The organism is Flavobacterium salilacus subsp. salilacus (assembly GCF_004634195.1).
Lineage (GTDB): Bacteria > Bacteroidota > Bacteroidia > Flavobacteriales > Flavobacteriaceae > Flavobacterium > Flavobacterium salilacus.
This window is the reverse complement of record NZ_SKBP01000007.1, coordinates 105,138-122,576: the sequence shown is the minus strand read 5'-3', so window position 1 is coordinate 122,576 and position 17,439 is coordinate 105,138. Positions and strand designations below refer to the sequence as shown.

Annotated in this window: 17 protein-coding genes; 6 read left to right on the top strand and 11 right to left on the bottom strand. The window is 39.0% G+C overall.

The genetic code is table 11. The features are described from left to right. Positions 1–66: 66 nt before the first annotated feature. Positions 67–1,689, top strand: a complete 1,623-nt coding sequence (locus tag E0W68_RS10020; RefSeq protein ID WP_135219293.1) for an Ig-like domain-containing protein — start codon at positions 67–69, stop codon at positions 1,687–1,689. Here E0W68_RS10020 and E0W68_RS10015 read toward each other — a convergent pair. Continuing rightward, complete coding sequence (locus E0W68_RS10015) at positions 1,673–2,446, bottom strand: amidohydrolase (RefSeq protein ID WP_135219292.1); 774 nt, start codon at positions 2,444–2,446, stop codon at positions 1,673–1,675. The two genes, E0W68_RS10020 and E0W68_RS10015, sit on opposite strands and share 17 nt — an antisense overlap. A gap of 41 nt (positions 2,447–2,487) precedes the next feature. On the opposite strand from E0W68_RS10015, the gene E0W68_RS10010 reads away from it, so the two are divergent. Continuing rightward, entirely contained in the window at positions 2,488–4,641 is a 2,154-nt protein-coding gene (locus E0W68_RS10010; RefSeq protein ID WP_135219291.1) for a KAP family P-loop NTPase fold protein, read from the top strand. Between the two features lie 57 nt (positions 4,642–4,698). Here E0W68_RS10010 and E0W68_RS10005 read toward each other — a convergent pair whose 3' ends face one another. From E0W68_RS10005 to E0W68_RS09990, 4 genes are all read right to left on the bottom strand, one after another. Continuing rightward, positions 4,699–5,442 (bottom strand): succinate dehydrogenase/fumarate reductase iron-sulfur subunit, encoded by a 744-nt coding sequence (locus tag E0W68_RS10005; protein WP_135219290.1) that lies wholly within the window; start codon positions 5,440–5,442, stop codon positions 4,699–4,701. A gap of 75 nt (positions 5,443–5,517) precedes the next feature. Beyond that, positions 5,518–7,518 carry a fumarate reductase/succinate dehydrogenase flavoprotein subunit gene (locus tag E0W68_RS10000; protein ID WP_135219289.1) on the bottom strand — a complete coding sequence of 667 codons (2,001 nt, stop codon included), beginning with the start codon at positions 7,516–7,518 and terminating at the stop codon, positions 5,518–5,520. 4 nt (positions 7,519–7,522) lie between these two features. Next, on the bottom strand, positions 7,523–8,365 hold the full coding sequence (locus E0W68_RS09995) for a succinate dehydrogenase cytochrome b subunit (protein ID WP_135219288.1): 843 nt from the start codon (positions 8,363–8,365) through the stop codon (positions 7,523–7,525). A gap of 165 nt (positions 8,366–8,530) precedes the next feature. Continuing rightward, positions 8,531–9,382: a ChaN family lipoprotein gene (locus E0W68_RS09990; RefSeq protein WP_135219287.1), complete on the bottom strand. Its 852-nt coding sequence runs from the start codon at positions 9,380–9,382 to the stop codon at positions 8,531–8,533. Between the two features lie 177 nt (positions 9,383–9,559). Between E0W68_RS09990 and E0W68_RS09985 the strand changes: the two genes are divergently transcribed. Continuing rightward, entirely contained in the window at positions 9,560–10,921 is a 1,362-nt protein-coding gene (locus tag E0W68_RS09985) for a hydroxymethylglutaryl-CoA synthase family protein (protein WP_135219286.1), read from the top strand. A 3-nt stretch (positions 10,922–10,924) separates the two neighbouring features. Here the strand turns inward: E0W68_RS09985 and E0W68_RS09980 are convergent, their stop codons facing one another. Then, positions 10,925–11,338, bottom strand: coding sequence for a hypothetical protein (locus E0W68_RS09980; protein ID WP_135219285.1), 414 nt, complete (start codon positions 11,336–11,338; stop codon positions 10,925–10,927). Positions 11,339–11,493: 155 nt separating this feature from the next. Here E0W68_RS09980 and E0W68_RS09975 point away from each other — a divergent pair, with 155 nt between their 5' ends. From E0W68_RS09975 to E0W68_RS09965, 3 genes are all read left to right on the top strand, one after another. Further along, positions 11,494–12,786 carry an aminopeptidase P family protein gene (locus E0W68_RS09975; protein ID WP_135219284.1) on the top strand — a complete coding sequence of 431 codons (1,293 nt, stop codon included), beginning with the start codon at positions 11,494–11,496 and terminating at the stop codon, positions 12,784–12,786. Positions 12,787–13,135: 349 nt separating this feature from the next. Further along, entirely contained in the window at positions 13,136–13,600 is a 465-nt protein-coding gene (locus E0W68_RS09970; RefSeq protein WP_135219283.1) for a DUF305 domain-containing protein, read from the top strand. Positions 13,601–13,833: 233 nt separating this feature from the next. Next, a complete protein-coding gene (locus E0W68_RS09965; RefSeq protein ID WP_135219282.1) occupies positions 13,834–14,613 on the top strand; it encodes an alpha/beta fold hydrolase in 780 nt (259 codons plus the stop codon). Positions 14,614–14,693: 80 nt separating this feature from the next. On the opposite strand, the gene E0W68_RS09960 is transcribed toward E0W68_RS09965, so the two are convergent. From E0W68_RS09960 to E0W68_RS09940, 5 genes are all read right to left on the bottom strand, one after another. Beyond that, the gene (locus E0W68_RS09960; protein ID WP_135219281.1) at positions 14,694–15,077 is read right to left on the bottom strand and encodes a hypothetical protein; all 384 of its coding nucleotides are present in this window, start codon (positions 15,075–15,077) and stop codon (positions 14,694–14,696) included. Between the two features lie 56 nt (positions 15,078–15,133). Continuing rightward, the gene (locus E0W68_RS09955) at positions 15,134–15,568 is read right to left on the bottom strand and encodes a hypothetical protein (protein ID WP_135219280.1); all 435 of its coding nucleotides are present in this window, start codon (positions 15,566–15,568) and stop codon (positions 15,134–15,136) included. Between the two features lie 56 nt (positions 15,569–15,624). After that, complete coding sequence (locus E0W68_RS09950; protein ID WP_135219279.1) at positions 15,625–16,068, bottom strand: DUF5004 domain-containing protein; 444 nt, start codon at positions 16,066–16,068, stop codon at positions 15,625–15,627. 64 nt (positions 16,069–16,132) lie between these two features. Continuing rightward, entirely contained in the window at positions 16,133–16,594 is a 462-nt protein-coding gene (locus tag E0W68_RS09945) for a hypothetical protein (RefSeq protein WP_135219278.1), read from the bottom strand. Positions 16,595–16,654: 60 nt separating this feature from the next. Further along, positions 16,655–17,356 carry a hypothetical protein gene (locus E0W68_RS09940; protein WP_135219277.1) on the bottom strand — a complete coding sequence of 234 codons (702 nt, stop codon included), beginning with the start codon at positions 17,354–17,356 and terminating at the stop codon, positions 16,655–16,657. Positions 17,357–17,439: the final 83 nt, after the last annotated feature.

Genomic DNA, 17,439 nt, shown 5'->3' with positions numbered 1-17,439 from the left:
GAAAGTGTAAAAAAATTTTAATTAAACTGAATATAATCGTTATTTTGTGCAGTTAAAGAATATACCATGCTGAAGAACCGATTTCTGCTTTATATATTATTTATTGCCCTGTCGCTAACAGGTTGTGCCAAAAGAGGCTCTATAACAGGCGGTTCGATGGATACTATTGCACCGGTGCTGGTAAGCAGCTCGCCACGCAACATGAGTACCCAGTTTAACGGTACTGAAATACGTGTCGATTTTAACGAGTACATCAAAATAAAGGATGTAAACAAACAGCTCATTATTTCGCCGCCTATGGAAAACCAACCCCTTATTACCCCCACAGGCAGCGCAAGTAAATATATCCGTATAAAAATAAAGGACACACTGCAACCCAACACTACCTACAGTTTTAACTTTGGGCAAAGCATTACCGATAATAATGAGGGTAACCCCTACTCGCAGTTTAAATTTGTATTCTCGACAGGAACATACATTGACTCGCTCACACTGGGCGGAAAAATTAAGGATGCCTTTAGCCAAAAAACTGATAATTTTGTTACCCTAATGTTATATGAGGATAACGAAACGTATAACGACTCTACCGTGTTTAAAGAGCGTCCGCGTTACGTTACCAATACCCTCGACAGTATGACGATGTATTCGTTAGAAAACCTTAAAGAAGGCAGGTATCGCTTGTTTGCAATAAAAGATGATAACAATAACTACCGTTATGACCCAAAGAGCGACAAAATTGCTTTTCTGCCCTATACTATAACCGTACCTAACGATACATTGTATCAGTTAGAATTATTTAAGGAAAAATTACCCTTTAACGCCAAAAAGCCGAAACAGGAAAACGCTAACAGGCTCATTGCCGGGTATGAAGGAACAGCAATAGGAAAAGACATTAAAATAAAAGTAGCCAATGCCGCTACCAACGAAGCTATAGAAACCCTAACTACCAACGTGAAGGATAAAGACTCGGTACAGGTATGGTTGCCCCGCAACATTACAGCCGATTCGCTTAGCGTGAATATGGCTTACCGCGACTCGATAAAGGATTTTGTTATTAAATTTAAAGAAATGAAGGCTGCCGACTCGCTTTTGGTAACTGCCGTACAAAAGGGCGGACTACATTTTCGTGAAAAGTTTACCCTGAATACCACGACACCCTTAACCGCTATAGACAGTACCAAAATAAGCCTTATCCGTAAAGACTCTACCGCTGTGCCCTACACCTATGTGTATGACGATTTTAAGCAGGAACTGGTATTTGATTTTGAAAAGGAAGAAGACCAAAAATACGCCTTTACGCTGATGCCGGGTGCGCTGCGCGATTTTTATGAAAAAGAAAATGACACGCTCACTTACAACCTCAGCACCCGAAGTTTGAACGACTACGGAAACCTGCGAATAAAGCTGGCAAACGTAAACCGATTCCCCCTGATATTACAGGTATTAAACGCCAGCGAGGAAGTAAAAGCCGAATATTATTCGGAAGGCGAAACGCAAATAAACTTTGATGCCATGCTGCCCGACCAGTATATACTGCGCGTAATTTATGATGATAACGGCAATGGCGAGTGGGATACGGGCAATTACCTCGAAAAAAAGCAACCGGAACAGGTTATTTACAGAAAAGGCGAGCCTATAAAACTACTTGCCTTATGGGATGTAAACGAGGAGTTTAACCTTGGAGGGTAAAACTATCCCTGTCATGAAGAAACCCGAACTTTTTACGGGCTTTGTCCAGCTCGGTTTTGTCCAGTTCAACAGTCAAAACATCTTCGTAGGCAAAAGGCTCTAACAAGTAGTCGCCTAAACCATCTACCACTTGCGAGTGACCGCTGTAATTGTGCCCGTTATTGTCCTGCCCTATACGGTTTACGCCTGCTGTATAACACATATTTTCAATGGCGCGCGCTTTTAGTAAAGCATCCCAAGCCTGTATGCGCACTTGCGGCCAGTTTGCCACATACAGCAACAAATCAAAATCTACCGTATTACGAGAGAAAACAGGAAACCGAAGGTCATAACACACCAGCGGGCATATCTTCCAGCCTTTGTATGCTATAACAAGCCTGTCGCTGCCTGCGGTATAATGCTTCTCCTCGCCCGCAAGGGTAAACAGGTGGCGTTTGTCATACGTTGTATAACTCCCGTCAGGATACACAAATAACAACCTATTGTAATAGTTACCGTTTTCGGCAATAACCAAACTCCCCGTTATGGCGCAGTCTTTCGCTACCGCCATTTCCTGCATCCACTGTACCGATTTGCCGCTCATGGTTTCGGCTACGCCTTCGGGCTGCATGGTAAACCCTGTGGCAAACATTTCGGGTAGCAGTATCAGGTCGGTACTTTCTATACTGTTTATCTTTTCGGTAAAGTTGTCGCGGTTCGCTTGATGGTTTTCCCAAGTGAGGGAGGTTTGTATCAGGGAGGTTTTTAATATACTCATGGCAAGATTTTATTTTATAAATTTAGCTAAAATAAAATCCAATGACAAAAAAGGAATACCTACTAAACGATTCTCCTATATCATCAATAGAAGAGGACATTTTTAACTTTAGCCACTATGCCGAAAAAGTAAATACAATAATTCAGAAAAATACGGAAAATCCTGAATGTATCGTAATTGGTATTCAGGGTAAATGGGGTGACGGGAAAACCTCATTCATGAATTTGATCAAAAACAAATTAGCAGAGTTTGAAGACGAAGAGGGTAATAAAAGAATTTTAAAATATGAATTTAACCCTTGGCGTTACTCTACTGAGGATGAAATGCTATTTGATTTTTTTGATGGACTATCTAAAAAATTACTCCTTGATAAAAAAGATAATTTTAAAAAGGCTGGTAGATACATTCGAAAGTTTAGTCGTTATATGAAAGCCATTAAACTATCCGCCTCGATAGGGGCGATGAGTAATAATGCTAAAATTACTTTTGAGCCTCATAGAATTCTGGAAGCCTTAGGCGAAGATCTGGAAGGAGAAAAGCCAACTCTTGAAGATATCAAAGAAAAAATAGATAGTGAATTGGAAAAGTCTGACTATAAAATTGCTGTTTATGTTGATGATATTGACCGCCTTGATAAAGATGAAATATACACCCTCCTAAAAATAATAAAACTAAACGCTAACTTTAAAAACCTTATTTACATTATAACGCTTGACCCTGAACAGGTTGCAAAAGCAATACACCATAGGTATGGAACAGACAAGCAAGACGGTAAGCTGTTTCTTGAGAAAATTATAAACATACCCATAGTATTACCCAAAATTGAAAAAGAGGATTTACAGTTGTTTTTCGAAATGAAATTTAAACATACTACTTCTTTGCTTAATTTTCTAGATAAGGAAGATGAATATAAAGACATTTTACACAATTATAATAATCTCTCCTTTAAAAGTCCTAGAGAAGTACTTCGTTTATTAAATAGCTTTTTTATAAGTGCTTTTGCTATTGGAGAAGAAGTTAACTTGAGAGATTTATTCTTACTTGAATATTTGAAAATAACTGATGAAGAATGTTATAATGAAATCAAAAAATATGACTATCAATCTTCGGTTATTTTGTCCTCATTTATACAAATAATTGATTTTAATGACGAATTTGAATCGTCAGAACCAATTAAGGGTTATCGAAAAATATTGGACGAGAAACATAAAAGTTCAATGAAAATAATTGATTTACTTTTTCCATCAATAGATAGTATGGAAAGAGGTACATTATCTGAAAATAAAGACAAAGTATCGAGTGAACTAAGAATTAACTCAGCAAACCATTTCGAAAAGTACTTTTCATACCATACAGAAAGAAAGATATCTCAAGCTAAAGTAAAATCTTTGTTCAAGTTTATTAAAGAAGATAATGAACAAGAGTCTTTAGAGGTATTAGAGCAGTTAATACAAAAAAATCCCATTCACACATTTACATTCCGATTAGAAGATATAATTTCCAATACTGAAAAAATCAACGAAAGAAATAAATTACTTTTATTTCTGGCAAAGCATAATATTGTAATTCCCACTACTGGAGACAACAGAATTATAGAAAACAGTAGAGAACGAATATTCAATAAAATTGCTAAAGTATTGGATAGGGATTCGGCAAATGACAATGCTGAAATTGCAACTAAAATTGGAAAACAATTAGATTTAAAGACTTTATGTCGTTATGTATTGCATTTCGATAAAGATACACCCTATAATAATGAGCTGTATGCAATAATAGTTCAAAAACTAAAAGAAGAAAAAAGTGACACCCCTTTTTATGAAAATCCTGAAAACCGAGAGAACGGAATGATTATATATGCTTGGAGCTTTAGTGACAAAGAAGAGTTTAACTCCTTTATTGAAGAAAGTGTCTCTAAAGAAAATATAATGCTATTAATTAGAAATTTTGCTCCATACTGGAATAACACTCATTTTGGAGCTTTATCAGAAGATAGTTATGATAATCTAAAAGCAAGACTTGATGTTGATTTTGTATATCGAAAATTATTAGAATTTTATCCTGAATACATACCAAATAGTAAAGGAATCAATTCACATCCTGACTCAGATATACATTATTCTTCAGAAGAAGAAAATGCTTTACAATTTATTTATTGGTATAGAAAAGATAAAGAGGAAGAAGAGCCAAAGAACTAAACAAACAAGCGCATCCTGTTCAGGATGCGCTTTTTAAATATAAAAAGTTATTCTTTCTTATTTAAGGCTTGCAAACAGGTATTCCCTGTTCATACGGGCAATGTTTTCAAGCGAAATACCTTTAGGGCATTCTACCTCACAGGCACCGGTATTGGTACAGTTACCAAAGCCTTCTTCGTCCATTTTTTTAACCATGTTAAGTACACGCTCGGTAGCTTCTATCCTGCCTTGGGGTAACAGTGCAAACTGCGATACTTTAGCCGAAACGAAAAGCATAGCCGAAGCATTTTTACAGCTTGCCACACATGCACCGCAACCAATACAGGTAGCAGCATCAAAAGCAAGGTCGGCATTGTGTTTTTGGATCGGGATAGCGTTGGCATCCTGCGTATTACCTGATGTGTTTACCGATATAAAACCACCGGCTTGCTGTATCCTGTCAAAAGCAGACCTGTTTACAACCAAGTCTTTTATTACAGGAAATGCCTTAGCGCGGAAAGGCTCTATGTAAATAGTATCGCCGTCTTTAAACTTCCTCATGTGAAGCTGACAGGTGGTTATACCCCTGTCCGGTCCGTGAGGTTCACCATTAATGTGAAGCGAACACATACCGCAAATACCTTCACGGCAGTCGTGGTCAAAAGCAACAGGGTCTTCTCCTTTATTGTTCAGATCTTCGTTTAAAACATCGAGCATTTCAAGGAAAGACATATCCGGAGAAACATCGCTGATGTTATAATCAACCATTCTCCCTGCATCTTTTGCGTCTTTCTGACGCCATATTTTTAATTTAAGATTCATCTTTTATCAGTATTAAGTATTAAGTATTGAGTATCAAGATTTATATCTAACATCTCAATGCTCTGTACTAAAATCTTATTTATAACTACGTTGTACCAGTTTAACATTATCAAAAACAAGTTGTTCTTTATGAAGCACTGCCTCGCTTGGCTTGCCTTTATATTCCCAAGCAGCTACATAGGCAAAGTTTTCGTCATCACGTTGTGCCTCTCCTTCTTCGGTTTGGTACTCTTCTCTGAAGTGACCTCCGCACGATTCGTTTCTGTGCAGCGCATCTTTGGCAAACAGTTCTCCCAGTTCCAGGAAATCGGCAACTCGCATTGCTTTTTCAAGCTCTTGGTTAAAGCTGTCCATAGTGCCCGGTACTTTTACATCTCTGTAAAATTCTTCGCGCAATGCTGCTATTTCGTTAATGGCTTCGTTAAGCCCTTGAGCATTACGTGCCATACCTACTTTATCCCACATAATTTTGCCTAAACGCCTGTGGAAATGGTCAACTGTATGTGTACCTTTATTATTAATGAAACGCTCAAGCTGTGTCCTTACGTTATTTTCTGCCTCTTCAAATTCGGGCAAATCGGTAGGTATTTTACCTGTACGGATATCTTTTGCCAGGTAATCGCCTATGGTGTAAGGCAATACAAAGTAACCGTCGGCAAGCCCCTGCATTAATGCCGAAGCACCAAGACGGTTAGCTCCGTGGTCGGAGAAGTTTGCTTCGCCAATGGCGTAACAACCTTCTATCGTAGTCATAAGGTTATAATCTACCCAAACGCCGCCCATAGTGTAATGTACCGCAGGGTATATCATCATTGGGGTTTGGTATGGGTTTTCATCTACAATTTTTTCATACATCTGGAACAGGTTACCGTATTTGTTTTCAATAACTTCTGTACCCAGTTTTTTAACCAAAGCTGCATCACTGTCATCAAAACCTTTTATTCTTGCCTGCTCTTTACCATAACGCATTATAGCTGATGCAAAGTCAAGATAAACGGCTTCGCCTGTTTTGTTTACACCATAGCCGGCATCACATCTTTCTTTTGCCGCGCGCGATGCAACATCACGGGGCACAAGGTTACCAAATGATGGATATCTTCTTTCCAGGTAATAATCTCTGTCTTCTTCGGCAAGTTGTGTCGGTTTCAATCTGCCTTCACGTATTGCCTGTGCATCTTCCAGTTTTGCAGGAACCCATATACGTCCGTCATTACGTAACGACTCTGACATCAGGGTTAGTTTTGACTGGTGGTCGCCCGATACCGGAATACAGGTTGGGTGAATTTGGGTATAACATGGGTTGGCAAAAAATGCTCCTTTTTTATGTACTTTCCAAGCTGCGGTAGCGTTACTGCCCATAGCGTTGGTAGATAGGAAGAATACGTTACCGTAACCTCCTGATGCGATTACTACAGCGTGTGCCGAGTGGCGCTCAAGCTCACCCGTTACAAGATTACGTGCTATAATACCTCTTGCTTTGCCGTTTACTACAACAAGATCGAGCATTTCGTGGCGGTTATACATTTGTATCTTTCCACGACCTATCTGGCGGTTCATTGCTGAGTATGCTCCTAACAGTAATTGCTGCCCGGTTTGTCCTTTTGCATAAAACGTACGTGATACCAGTGTACCTCCGAAGGAGCGGTTATCCAATAGTCCGCCGTACTCTCTTGCCAATGGCACACCTTGTGCCACACACTGGTCGATAATATTAGCCGAAACTTCGGCAAGGCGGTGTACGTTTGCCTCACGAGCGCGATAGTCACCTCCTTTTACAGTATCGTAAAATAACCTGAAGGTAGAGTCACCGTCACCCTGATAGTTTTTGGCTGCGTTTATACCTCCTTGTGCAGCGATTGAGTGCGCACGACGCGGAGAATCCTGAAAACAAAATGCCTTAACGTTATATCCCAGCTCGGCAAGTGTTGCCGCAGCAGAGCCTCCCGCAAGCCCCGTACCTACAATAATAACATCTATATTACGCTTGTTGGCAGGGTTTACAAGGTTAATGTGGTCTTTATAATCGGTCCATTTATCAGAAATGGGTCCGTTTGGTATTTTAGAATCTAAAGCCATAATACTATACTTTTAGTATGAAATGAATGTATAACGGAATGATGGCGAACAGTAGTGGTACTACTATTGAGAAAGCCTTTCCGAAATTTCTAATAAATGGTGAGTGCTTAGGGCTGTTTACTCCCATAGACTGAAACGCACTGCCAAAACCATGATACAGGTGAAAACCCAGTACCACCATAGCCAGCGCATACAGTATAGAAGCTATTAAACCGTAATCGGGATTTTTAAAGAACGCTACTGTAATTTTGTATAAATCTTTATAGCCTTCATTTATTTTTACGCCTGCCGCAGCATCATAAAATTCTGTTCGGTTTTTTATCTCTATAACATTTTGATCTACTCTCGATTTTGGCAAATAATCGCCATTGGTAGTAAGATAAAACTCCATATCAGTACCGCCGGCATTAATGGTAACGGTTTGTAAAGGCATTTTTTCGTCAAAATGCATCTTTGCCCAAAAGTTTACCATGTGTGTAACGATAAATACTAATATAAGCGTACCTAAAACAGCCATGTTTCGCGATGCCCATATTGTATTGGCAGAAGGATTGTTTTTTACATAACCCTTTGGTCTTGCCTTACGGTTTTGTACGGTAAGCACTATCCCGTCAACAGCATGGAACAGAATTGAAAAATAAGTTAGGTATGATAGTATTTTTACCGCAGGATTGCTTGTCATAAAAAGCGCATACTGGTTAAAGTGAAGCGCAGCATCCTTACTGCCGGAAAGTAACTGTAAGTTACCCAATAAGTGCCCTACAAGAAAAAGACACAAAAATAAACCTGTCAAAGCCATCCAGTATTTTTTACCCAGAGAAGACTTTAATAGTGCAGATTTTGCCATAGTGTTTGTTTAAAATAAATAAGTTTCTTAAAAATTTAAACAAAAATAAAGCTAAAACCCAATTGCTACAACCATTTCGCACTAATTTATAATCAATATAAAATAGTGGCTTTATAGCGTAAAAATTATGTGTTTTTTGTATTATTATGAGGTACCGGCTGATAACTAATACGTCTTGGTCATATCCTCATCTATTACCAGTATAAAATCGGCTTTTTGCAAATGCTCTTTTTCCAGCTTGTCCACGTCTTTTTGCGATACCGCTGCAATAGTAATAATTTTAACTTCGGGCTTTTCTCGCTTTAAGTACCAGTTAATCCCTTCAAAATTATCGCTGTGGTAGGTACCGTTGTAGTGGATGAATACTTTGCCCGGCTGTAGGTTTTTCGCTATAAAGTAGCCCATGGTAGCATCTTTTACCGCCTGCGCTTTCGGCAGGTTATCGCCACCGTGACCGCCCATCATTTCCAGCATTTTTACATAGCCCGGCAATGTAGCGTCATACGCTATCGGTAGCGGGGCTATCCAGCTTTTTTCCTCATCCGTAAGGGCATCAAGCTCGCCAAAGCCTTTTTTATATACCATGCTGGCATAGCGGCGGGGCACATTGGTAGCAATAAACGGTATATTATTTTCTTTGGCAAAATCTACCAAAGGCTTATAGTCTGTTTTATAATTATTCCAAAGGCGCGCCACAGTATCAAACGCTTTTTGGTCTATTTCGCCTTTCAGGTATTGGTTCAATTCATCCTGATTGTCGGCTTCTATCATTTCCGCACCCATTACCAATCCTTTTTGTGCGCTTAAATCTTTAGTCAGCTCAAGCTCCAACCAGTGGTTTATGGAGTTATCATGATGTTCGCCAAAAAACACCACATCTGCCTTGGCAGCAGTTTTCAGCAGTTCTTTATACGTGGTTTTTTTACCTTTTTGCGTGTACAGTTGGTAGGGCTGTTTGTCCTGGGCGTTTGTAATGGTGATTGTAAAAAATGCAATGAGTATATAGTACAGTTTCATTAGAATATAAAAATGGTTTATTGCCTGCTAAAATAACCATAAACGGGCAGACTGCATTGTCGATATAAAAAAATTAAACCCTTATTTTTTTCACATTGGTAAAAATGCACCCCAAAGTCAGTTTTGTCATGTTTGTATAGCGATATGTGCTTAATTTTATGCTTTAAAAGTAGTGGAATGAAAACCGGAATAGACGCTATAGCCTTTGACGTGGCTAAACTGCACCTGCCTATAAAAACCCTTGCCGAAGCCCGAAATATTGAACCCGACAAACTGGAAAAAGGGTTAGGATTACTGAAAATGACATTGCCCGACATCCATCAGGATGCCGTAGTATTCGGGGCAAATGCACTTACCAAACTTATACAACAAAACAATGTAAACCTTGCCGACATAGCCCGTATATATGTAGGTACAGAAAGCGGAATAGACAGTGCAAAACCTATAGGTTCTTATCTTTTAGGACTGATGGAACAACGGTATGGCGAGGGTAGCTTGAGCCATTGCGATGTTGTGGATATGACTTTTGCCTGCATCGGCGGGGTAGATGCCCTGCAAAACTGCCTTGACTATGTACGGTTGAATCCCGACAAAAAAGCCATTGTAGTAACTACTGATATTGCCAAGTACGATTTAGCATCGACGGGAGAATATACGCAAGGTGCGGGCGCGCTTGCCCTGTTGGTAACTGCTAACCCTCGTATCATGACACTTAGTAACTCATGGGCAGTGAGTACCAAAGGGGTGTTCGACTTCTTTAAGCCTTACCGCACCCTGAGCAAATGGCACATTATGGGCAACGATTTTAACGACCCTTGGTTCGGGCATTTGGAACGTGTACTCGAAATTCACAAAGACCAGCCGGTTTTTGACGGGCAATACAGCAACCAGTGCTATACCGACCGTACCCGCGAAGCCTACTTCCGGTTTAAAGAGCTTACCAACACACAAGGCTCGCTTTACCAAAGCTGGGAGAGTATTATTATGCACCTGCCCTATGCCTACCAGGCCCGCAGAATGTTTGCCGAACTTTTTGCGCTTGACGCTGAAATGCCGTTACTTACGGGCAATGAAGAAAACGCTGACTATCAGGCTAAAATAAAAGAGATAAGTAAAAGCGAAGCGTATAAAAATTTTGTAACCCAAAAATTACAGCCTACCGAAGTAGCCTCGTCACTCATAGGCAACCTTTATACCGGCTCTATATTTATGGGATTACTGAGTGCGCTAACCCAACATGTCCTAAAGGGTAATGACCTGATTGGTAAAAAGTTTGGATTCCTTGCCTATGGCAGTGGTTCAAAATCAAAAGTATTTGAAGGCACATTACAACAAGGCTGGGCAGAGGCAGCACACAAAGCACAGCTTTTTGAAACCCTGCAACAAAGCCATGAAATAGATTTTGACACTTACCTAAAGCTGTATAAAAAAGAACAACGCACCGGTATACAGCAACCTAAAAACGAATGGGTTTTAGAATATATAGAAAAAGAAGCACCTAACCTATATGGGGCAAGGTATTATAAATGGGTAGAATAAGGCTTAAATACCCGCTATTGACCTGTACATGTTTTTATTGCTGATGGCAAGAGTGTATGTCCCTGCTTTAAAACAGGCATCGCCATCACTATCAAGGGCTATTAATAAAGTATCGCCAATATCTGCTGAAGCCCTGTCATAATCAAATTTCAGCTTTAAGGCATTGCCCTGAAAATTGTACGTTCCGCAGTAGTAGGTAACAAATACCCCGAAAACATTATTTCGGTATATAAATGTTCCGTTTTTGCGCAATACAAGGTAATTATCTCCAAATTTACCCGTATGCTTTGCAGTAATGGTATGTTTAGAAAATCTGTTGAAAAAATCATCATTACGAGCCTGTCTATGCTCTTTGGGCATCAAAGCGCAACTTTGCATGAGTACTACCAAACAAAGAAATACCATTTTTTTCCACATAATCAATGATTTAGCATAAAGCTAATATACGTTTTTTATAAATTAATTGGAATTAATTTATCTTCAAAATCATTATTCATAAAATCACTATGGTTAATATACCATAAGTTAATAATATTCTCACTAATTTTGAAATTCAATACAAAAACATCATTATGAAATACCATCAGATAGACCGTAACCTGTTCATTAAAAACCGTAAAAAATTTACGGCTGCAATGCAACCCAACAGCGTAGCGGTATTTAACTCTAACGATATTTACCCCATTAGTGCCGACAGCACCATGCCTTTTCAGCAGCACCGCGATATTCTTTACCTGAGCGGGGTTGACCAGGAAGAAAGTATCTTGCTATTGTGCCCTGATGCACCTTACGAACACCTGCGCGAAATACTTTTTTTGCGTGAAACCAACGAGCATATTGCCGTTTGGGAAGGCGAGAAACTAACCAAAGAGCGTGCATTTGAAGTATCGGGTATAAAAAATGTACAGTGGGTAAAGGATTTCAAGAAAACTCTTTTTGAAGTGATGACCTACTGCGACACAATGTACATTAATACTAACGAGCATTACCGATCGGCAGTGGAAACCGAAACCCGCGAAGCCCGTTTTATAAAATGGTGGAAAGAACAATATCCTGCCCATAAGGTAGCCAAAAGCAACCCGATACTGCAACGCATCCGCAGCATAAAAGAGAGCGAGGAGCTTGACCTGATACAAAAAGCCTGCGATATTACCGAAAAAGGTTTCCGCAGGATTTTACCGTTTGTAAAGCCGGGCGTTATGGAATATGAAATTGAAGCCGAATTGATTCACGAGTTTGTGCGCAACCGCTCCAAAGGGTTTGCCTATACGCCTATTATCGCTTCGGGCAGCAATGCCAATGTGCTGCATTATATAGAAAATAACCAACAATGCAATGAGGGCGACCTTATCCTGTTTGACGTAGGTGCGGAGTATGCCAACTACTCCAGCGATATGAGCCGTACCATACCCGTATCGGGGAGGTTTACCAAAAGGCAAAAAGAGGTGTACAATGCCGTACTGCGCGTAAAGAACGAAGCCACCAAAATGCTTGTTCCGGGTGTGCTATGGAAAGAATACCACGTGGAAGTAGGTAAGCTCATGACATCGGAACTTCTTGGTCTTGGATTACTCGACAAAGCCGACGTGCAAAACGAAAACCCCGACTGGCCTGCCTATAAAAAATATTTTATGCACGGCACATCGCACCACATGGGGCTGGATACGCACGACTACGGACTGCTGCATAAACCTATGGAAGCCAACATGGTGTTTACCGTAGAGCCGGGTATATACATCCCTGCCGAAGGTTTCGGAATCCGTTTGGAAGATGATGTGGTGGTACAGGAAAGCGGCGAGCCGTTTAACCTGATGCGCAACATCCCTATAGAGGCTGATGAAATTGAAGCATTGATGAACGCGTAAGTCATAAAGTTTATAAAGTCGAAAGTCTTAAAGTTGAAAATTGTATGCCCGCTGATATTCCCCTCCTTTGGAGGGATGTCCGAAAGGACGGGGTGGTTATAACGGAGCAATCCATACAAAAGGCTCTGTCTCAAAAGTGCTTAAACAAGTATTTTTGTCATTCTGACGAAGGAAGAATCTGTTAATTATTAAACAAATAAAGATTTTTCACTTCATTACATTGCATTCAGAATGACACTTTTGAGACAGGGCTTTTTCATATCTTAATTTTATTACAAAAAACAGAGGTAAACTTGTAAAGGCACACCGAAAGAGGTAAATTTATGTGACAACCATAAAAGCCACTGCAATGAAAACCTATTCTTACCTGAAATTTTTCCTGATGATGCTGGTATCATACGCCATTATGTATGCCGTTATGTTTTTAAACGTTTTCCATACCAACCATATCTACCTGAGCACTACCCGCGCCTATATGGCATTCCTTATGGTGTGCCCTATGGCAATATCCATGTTGCTGTTTATGTGGAAAATGTACCCTAACCGAAAAGTAAACTACGGTATTATAAGCGGTTCGGCATTAATTTTTATATTTTGCCTTTTCGGGCTGCGCCAACAAATACCCATTGGAGATGAACAGTGGATGAAAGCCATGATTCCGCACCACTCCTCGGCGATACTTACCAGCACACGTGCAAACATAAGCGACCCCGAAGCCCGCAGGCTTGCCACTGATATTATTGAAACCCAAAAACGTGAAATAGCCGAAATGAAAGCCATGCTGAAACGACTGGAAGCGGCAGCTGAAGAGTAGTTTCAGTAGGTAAGCATAGTACGCTATCCCCTCCTTTGGAGGGGTGTCCGGAAGGACGGGGTGGTTATAACGAAACAATTGATATTAAAAAAAGCTTATCCAATGGGTAAGCTTTTTTGTTGTATACATAAATTATTTAACAATACAGCATTGTAGCTCTTAGTAAGATGCTTTAATTTTGTAGCTGCTTCGGCTGCGCTCAGCATGACAGTATAACTTTATAAACTTTCGACTTGCTTTTAAGCTACAAAAACACAAGCATCAACTATACCGATACAGGCAAAGGCGCAGCCATAGTGCTGCTGCATGGGTTTCTCGAAAACCAAACCATGTGGAACGGCTTTATACCCGAACTCAGCAAAAAATACCGCGTGATAACCATAGACCACCTGGGGCACGGGCAAACGGGCTGCATAGGCTACATCCACACTATGGAGGACATGGCAGATGCTGTGCATGCCGTGTTGCACGAACTGCGCATCCGCAAGGTAATCTTGATGGGGCACTCTATGGGTGGGTATGTGTCGCTCGCTTTCGCCGAGCTGTACCCCGATATGGTAAAGGGTATGGTGTTGCAAAACTCTACCGCACGCCCCGACAGCGACGAACGCAAGCTGAACCGCGACCGCGCCATAAATGCCGTAAAGAAAGATTATACCGGTTTTGTGCGCCTTGCCATAGCCAACCTGTTTAGCGAAGATAACCGCGAACGCCTGACGCCCGAAATTGAAGCCCTGCGCAACGAAGCGTTAAAAACACCAGTACAAGGCATTATAGCAGCACTGGAAGGGATGAAAGTGCGCAACGACCGCGAAGTAATACTGCATTTTGTGCCCTTTCCTATTATGCTGGTGCTGGGCAAAAAAGACCAAAGCCTGCCCTATGACGAACACATAACGCAAACGGAAGGCACCAATGTAAAACTGATTACTTACCCCGACGGGCACATGAGCCACATCGAAAATCGTGAGGACTACTTAAAACAACTGCTTGAGTTTTTTAAGCATTGTTAGAGGTCATTACTTCGTCAGTTCGGGCTTTACCCTCGTGCATGAATAAACATGGCGAAGGCAACCTTAAACTTCATACAAGATTACATTATAGTGTTTGAATTTCCGTCAAGCTCTTTCTGCTTGTTCTGATTTTTGCGAGTTTCGTCTAGACAACATTTATTAAATTCTGTAGTGCAGGGTTTCAGTGCTTTATCCCTAATTAACCTTGCTCTCGCACATGCATTTTTATACTCTTCGCGTGTAATAGAGTCTGCTTTTAGTTTATCTGCTGATTTCTCAACAGTTTTTGCATACTTGTAATATATAGAGTCAGTACATTTAAGGTATTTCTTTTTACACTCAGGGCAACCTTCTTGTTCAGGTTGAAATTCATTACTAAAAGTTATTGCTTTCTCAGTATTAGCTGAGAACGAAAATAGTATTAGGAAAGAAACCCCTAACAGGGATAATAGTAATTTTTTCATAATTAATTATAGCTTTCAATAAAAAAGAGCAGCTTTAAAACTGCTCTTTAATCGCATTATTGTTTTTCCAAAACAACAAAGAAACCCATATCAAAATCATCAATCACAGTTCCATCTATATTAATCAACAAAGAGGATAGTTTAATCTTATTCTTTCCCGCATCCGACACAGAAAATTTTATATTATCCTTTCCTGTAGTTAAACTGATTATATTATTACGATATACCCAAGTTCCTTCTTCTTCATGTTGTCTGTCTGGACAAATACTCCTTTTCAGATAAGTGCCGTCAGTGTTAAAAAAGAATATATCTCCATTAGACAAGCTATCATTACAATTAACAATTATATCCTCGACAGGCGAATTTTTGGTCTTTCTGCCTTGTACCTCCTTCCATTTTCCGACAATATCTTCGGCTTCTATTAATCGTTTAACTTGTGTACAGCTAATTGCAATTGCTGCAAAAAATAATAGCATTAGAACTTTTTTCATAATAAATTATAGTTTTTAATAAAAAAGAGCAGTTTTAAAACTGCTCTTTAATCACATTATTGTTTTTCTAAAACAACATAGTATCCATCTATATAGTCAATTATGTTTGCATCTTTTCTAAATAATACAAAGGAAAACTTAATTTGATTTTTACCTTGATCTGATACAGAATATTTATATTCTATCTCTTCATTTGATGCATTAATTTTTAAAACAAGAATATTATCACTATATGACCATCTCCCTCTTTCTTCGGATTTCGCGTCAGGGCAAATAGCTTTTTGCAAATATGTACCGTCTGAATTAAATGTGTAAACAGATCCCTTAGTCAAACCATCATTACTACAATCAGATATTTTTTCAACTGGTGTGTTTTTAGTTTTTCTAACTTGTATTTCCTTCCACTCACCGAGAATATCGTCTTTTTCAATTACCCGTTTCCCTTGTGTACAGCTAATTGCAATTGCTACAAAAAATAATAGCATTAGAACTTTTTTCATAATAAATCCTAGTCTTTAATTTTAATTAATAAAAGAGCAGCCTTTGATCTGCTCTTTTATTACATTATTGTTTTTCTAAGATTATGTAAGATCCCCTATCAAAATCATCATGGATATTTCCATCAACTTGAGAAGATAAAACATATAATTTAATTTTATTGTTACCCTCATTAGAAACAGAATATTTCGCATTATAATCGGTGAAATCCCCTTGATTTAAATCACTTATGTTTTGAGTTAGGCTAAGTATATTATTGTGATATACCCACTTCCCTTTTTCTTCCGGCTGCTTATCAGGACAAATACTCTTAAGTAAAAAAGTACCATCAGAATTAAAAATGAATATAGACCCATTAGACGAATTATCTTCGCAATTAGTTGATATGTCTTTCAAAGGAGAGTTTTTAGTTGCTCTCCCTTGTACTTCCTTCCATTTTCCGATAATATCCTCGGCTTCTATTAATCGTTTACCTGTTGTACAACCAAATAACGATAACGCAAAAATAAATAATACTATTTTTTTCATAATATATTGTAGCTTTTAAAATCAAATATTAGGTAAAAACTTATCCTTTGATTATATTATTTATGCCGCCTCACAACAGGCTTCAAAATGTATAGAACACATTTTAACTGATCTAATCATATCATAATATGCATTATCTGTAGAAAGTGTATATCCCCTTTGATTAGAATAATTAAAAACTCCTCCACCTTCAGTAAAACTCTGACTCGCCTGTTGCATGGCAGTCCCATACTCACTATTAGCTATACTTACACAGTTATTATAAGCTTTTACACACCCACTGCAACGGGTAGGTACAGGCTGCAATTCGTCCAGTATCGGTATTAAAGCACCAGGTGCAGCTCCAGCTAAGTATTCATGAAAAGTAAGATTAGCTTCTATTGCTGCAATACCTAAAGCTACTACATCTTCATGCTTATCTACAGCCTCTTGATAATTCTGAAAACCTGTTTGAGTAATATTATTCTGAATCCAAGTAAGCATTTTATTTTCTGAATCCATCTCACTATCAGGAATATTATCTCCTAATTTTTCATAAAAAGCAACTCTTGAATTATCATAGTCGATATAGCTTTGAGAATTAATCATTTCGACATATAGCTGTTTTAAAACTGGATCAATAGTGCTTTTGGGCATTAATTGATCTTGAGTCATCGAATTTGTAACTATTGACGTATCATCATATTTTATAGACTCTTGTGTATCACTTGAACACGATGTTAGGAATACAATTCCTAACAGGAATAAAAATAATTTTTTCATAATTTGTTGGGTTTAAGTAATTATTTAGTATCTGCTTTCTTTCTCTGTAATGGTATCAACTGTTGCTGAACTATCATATGCAT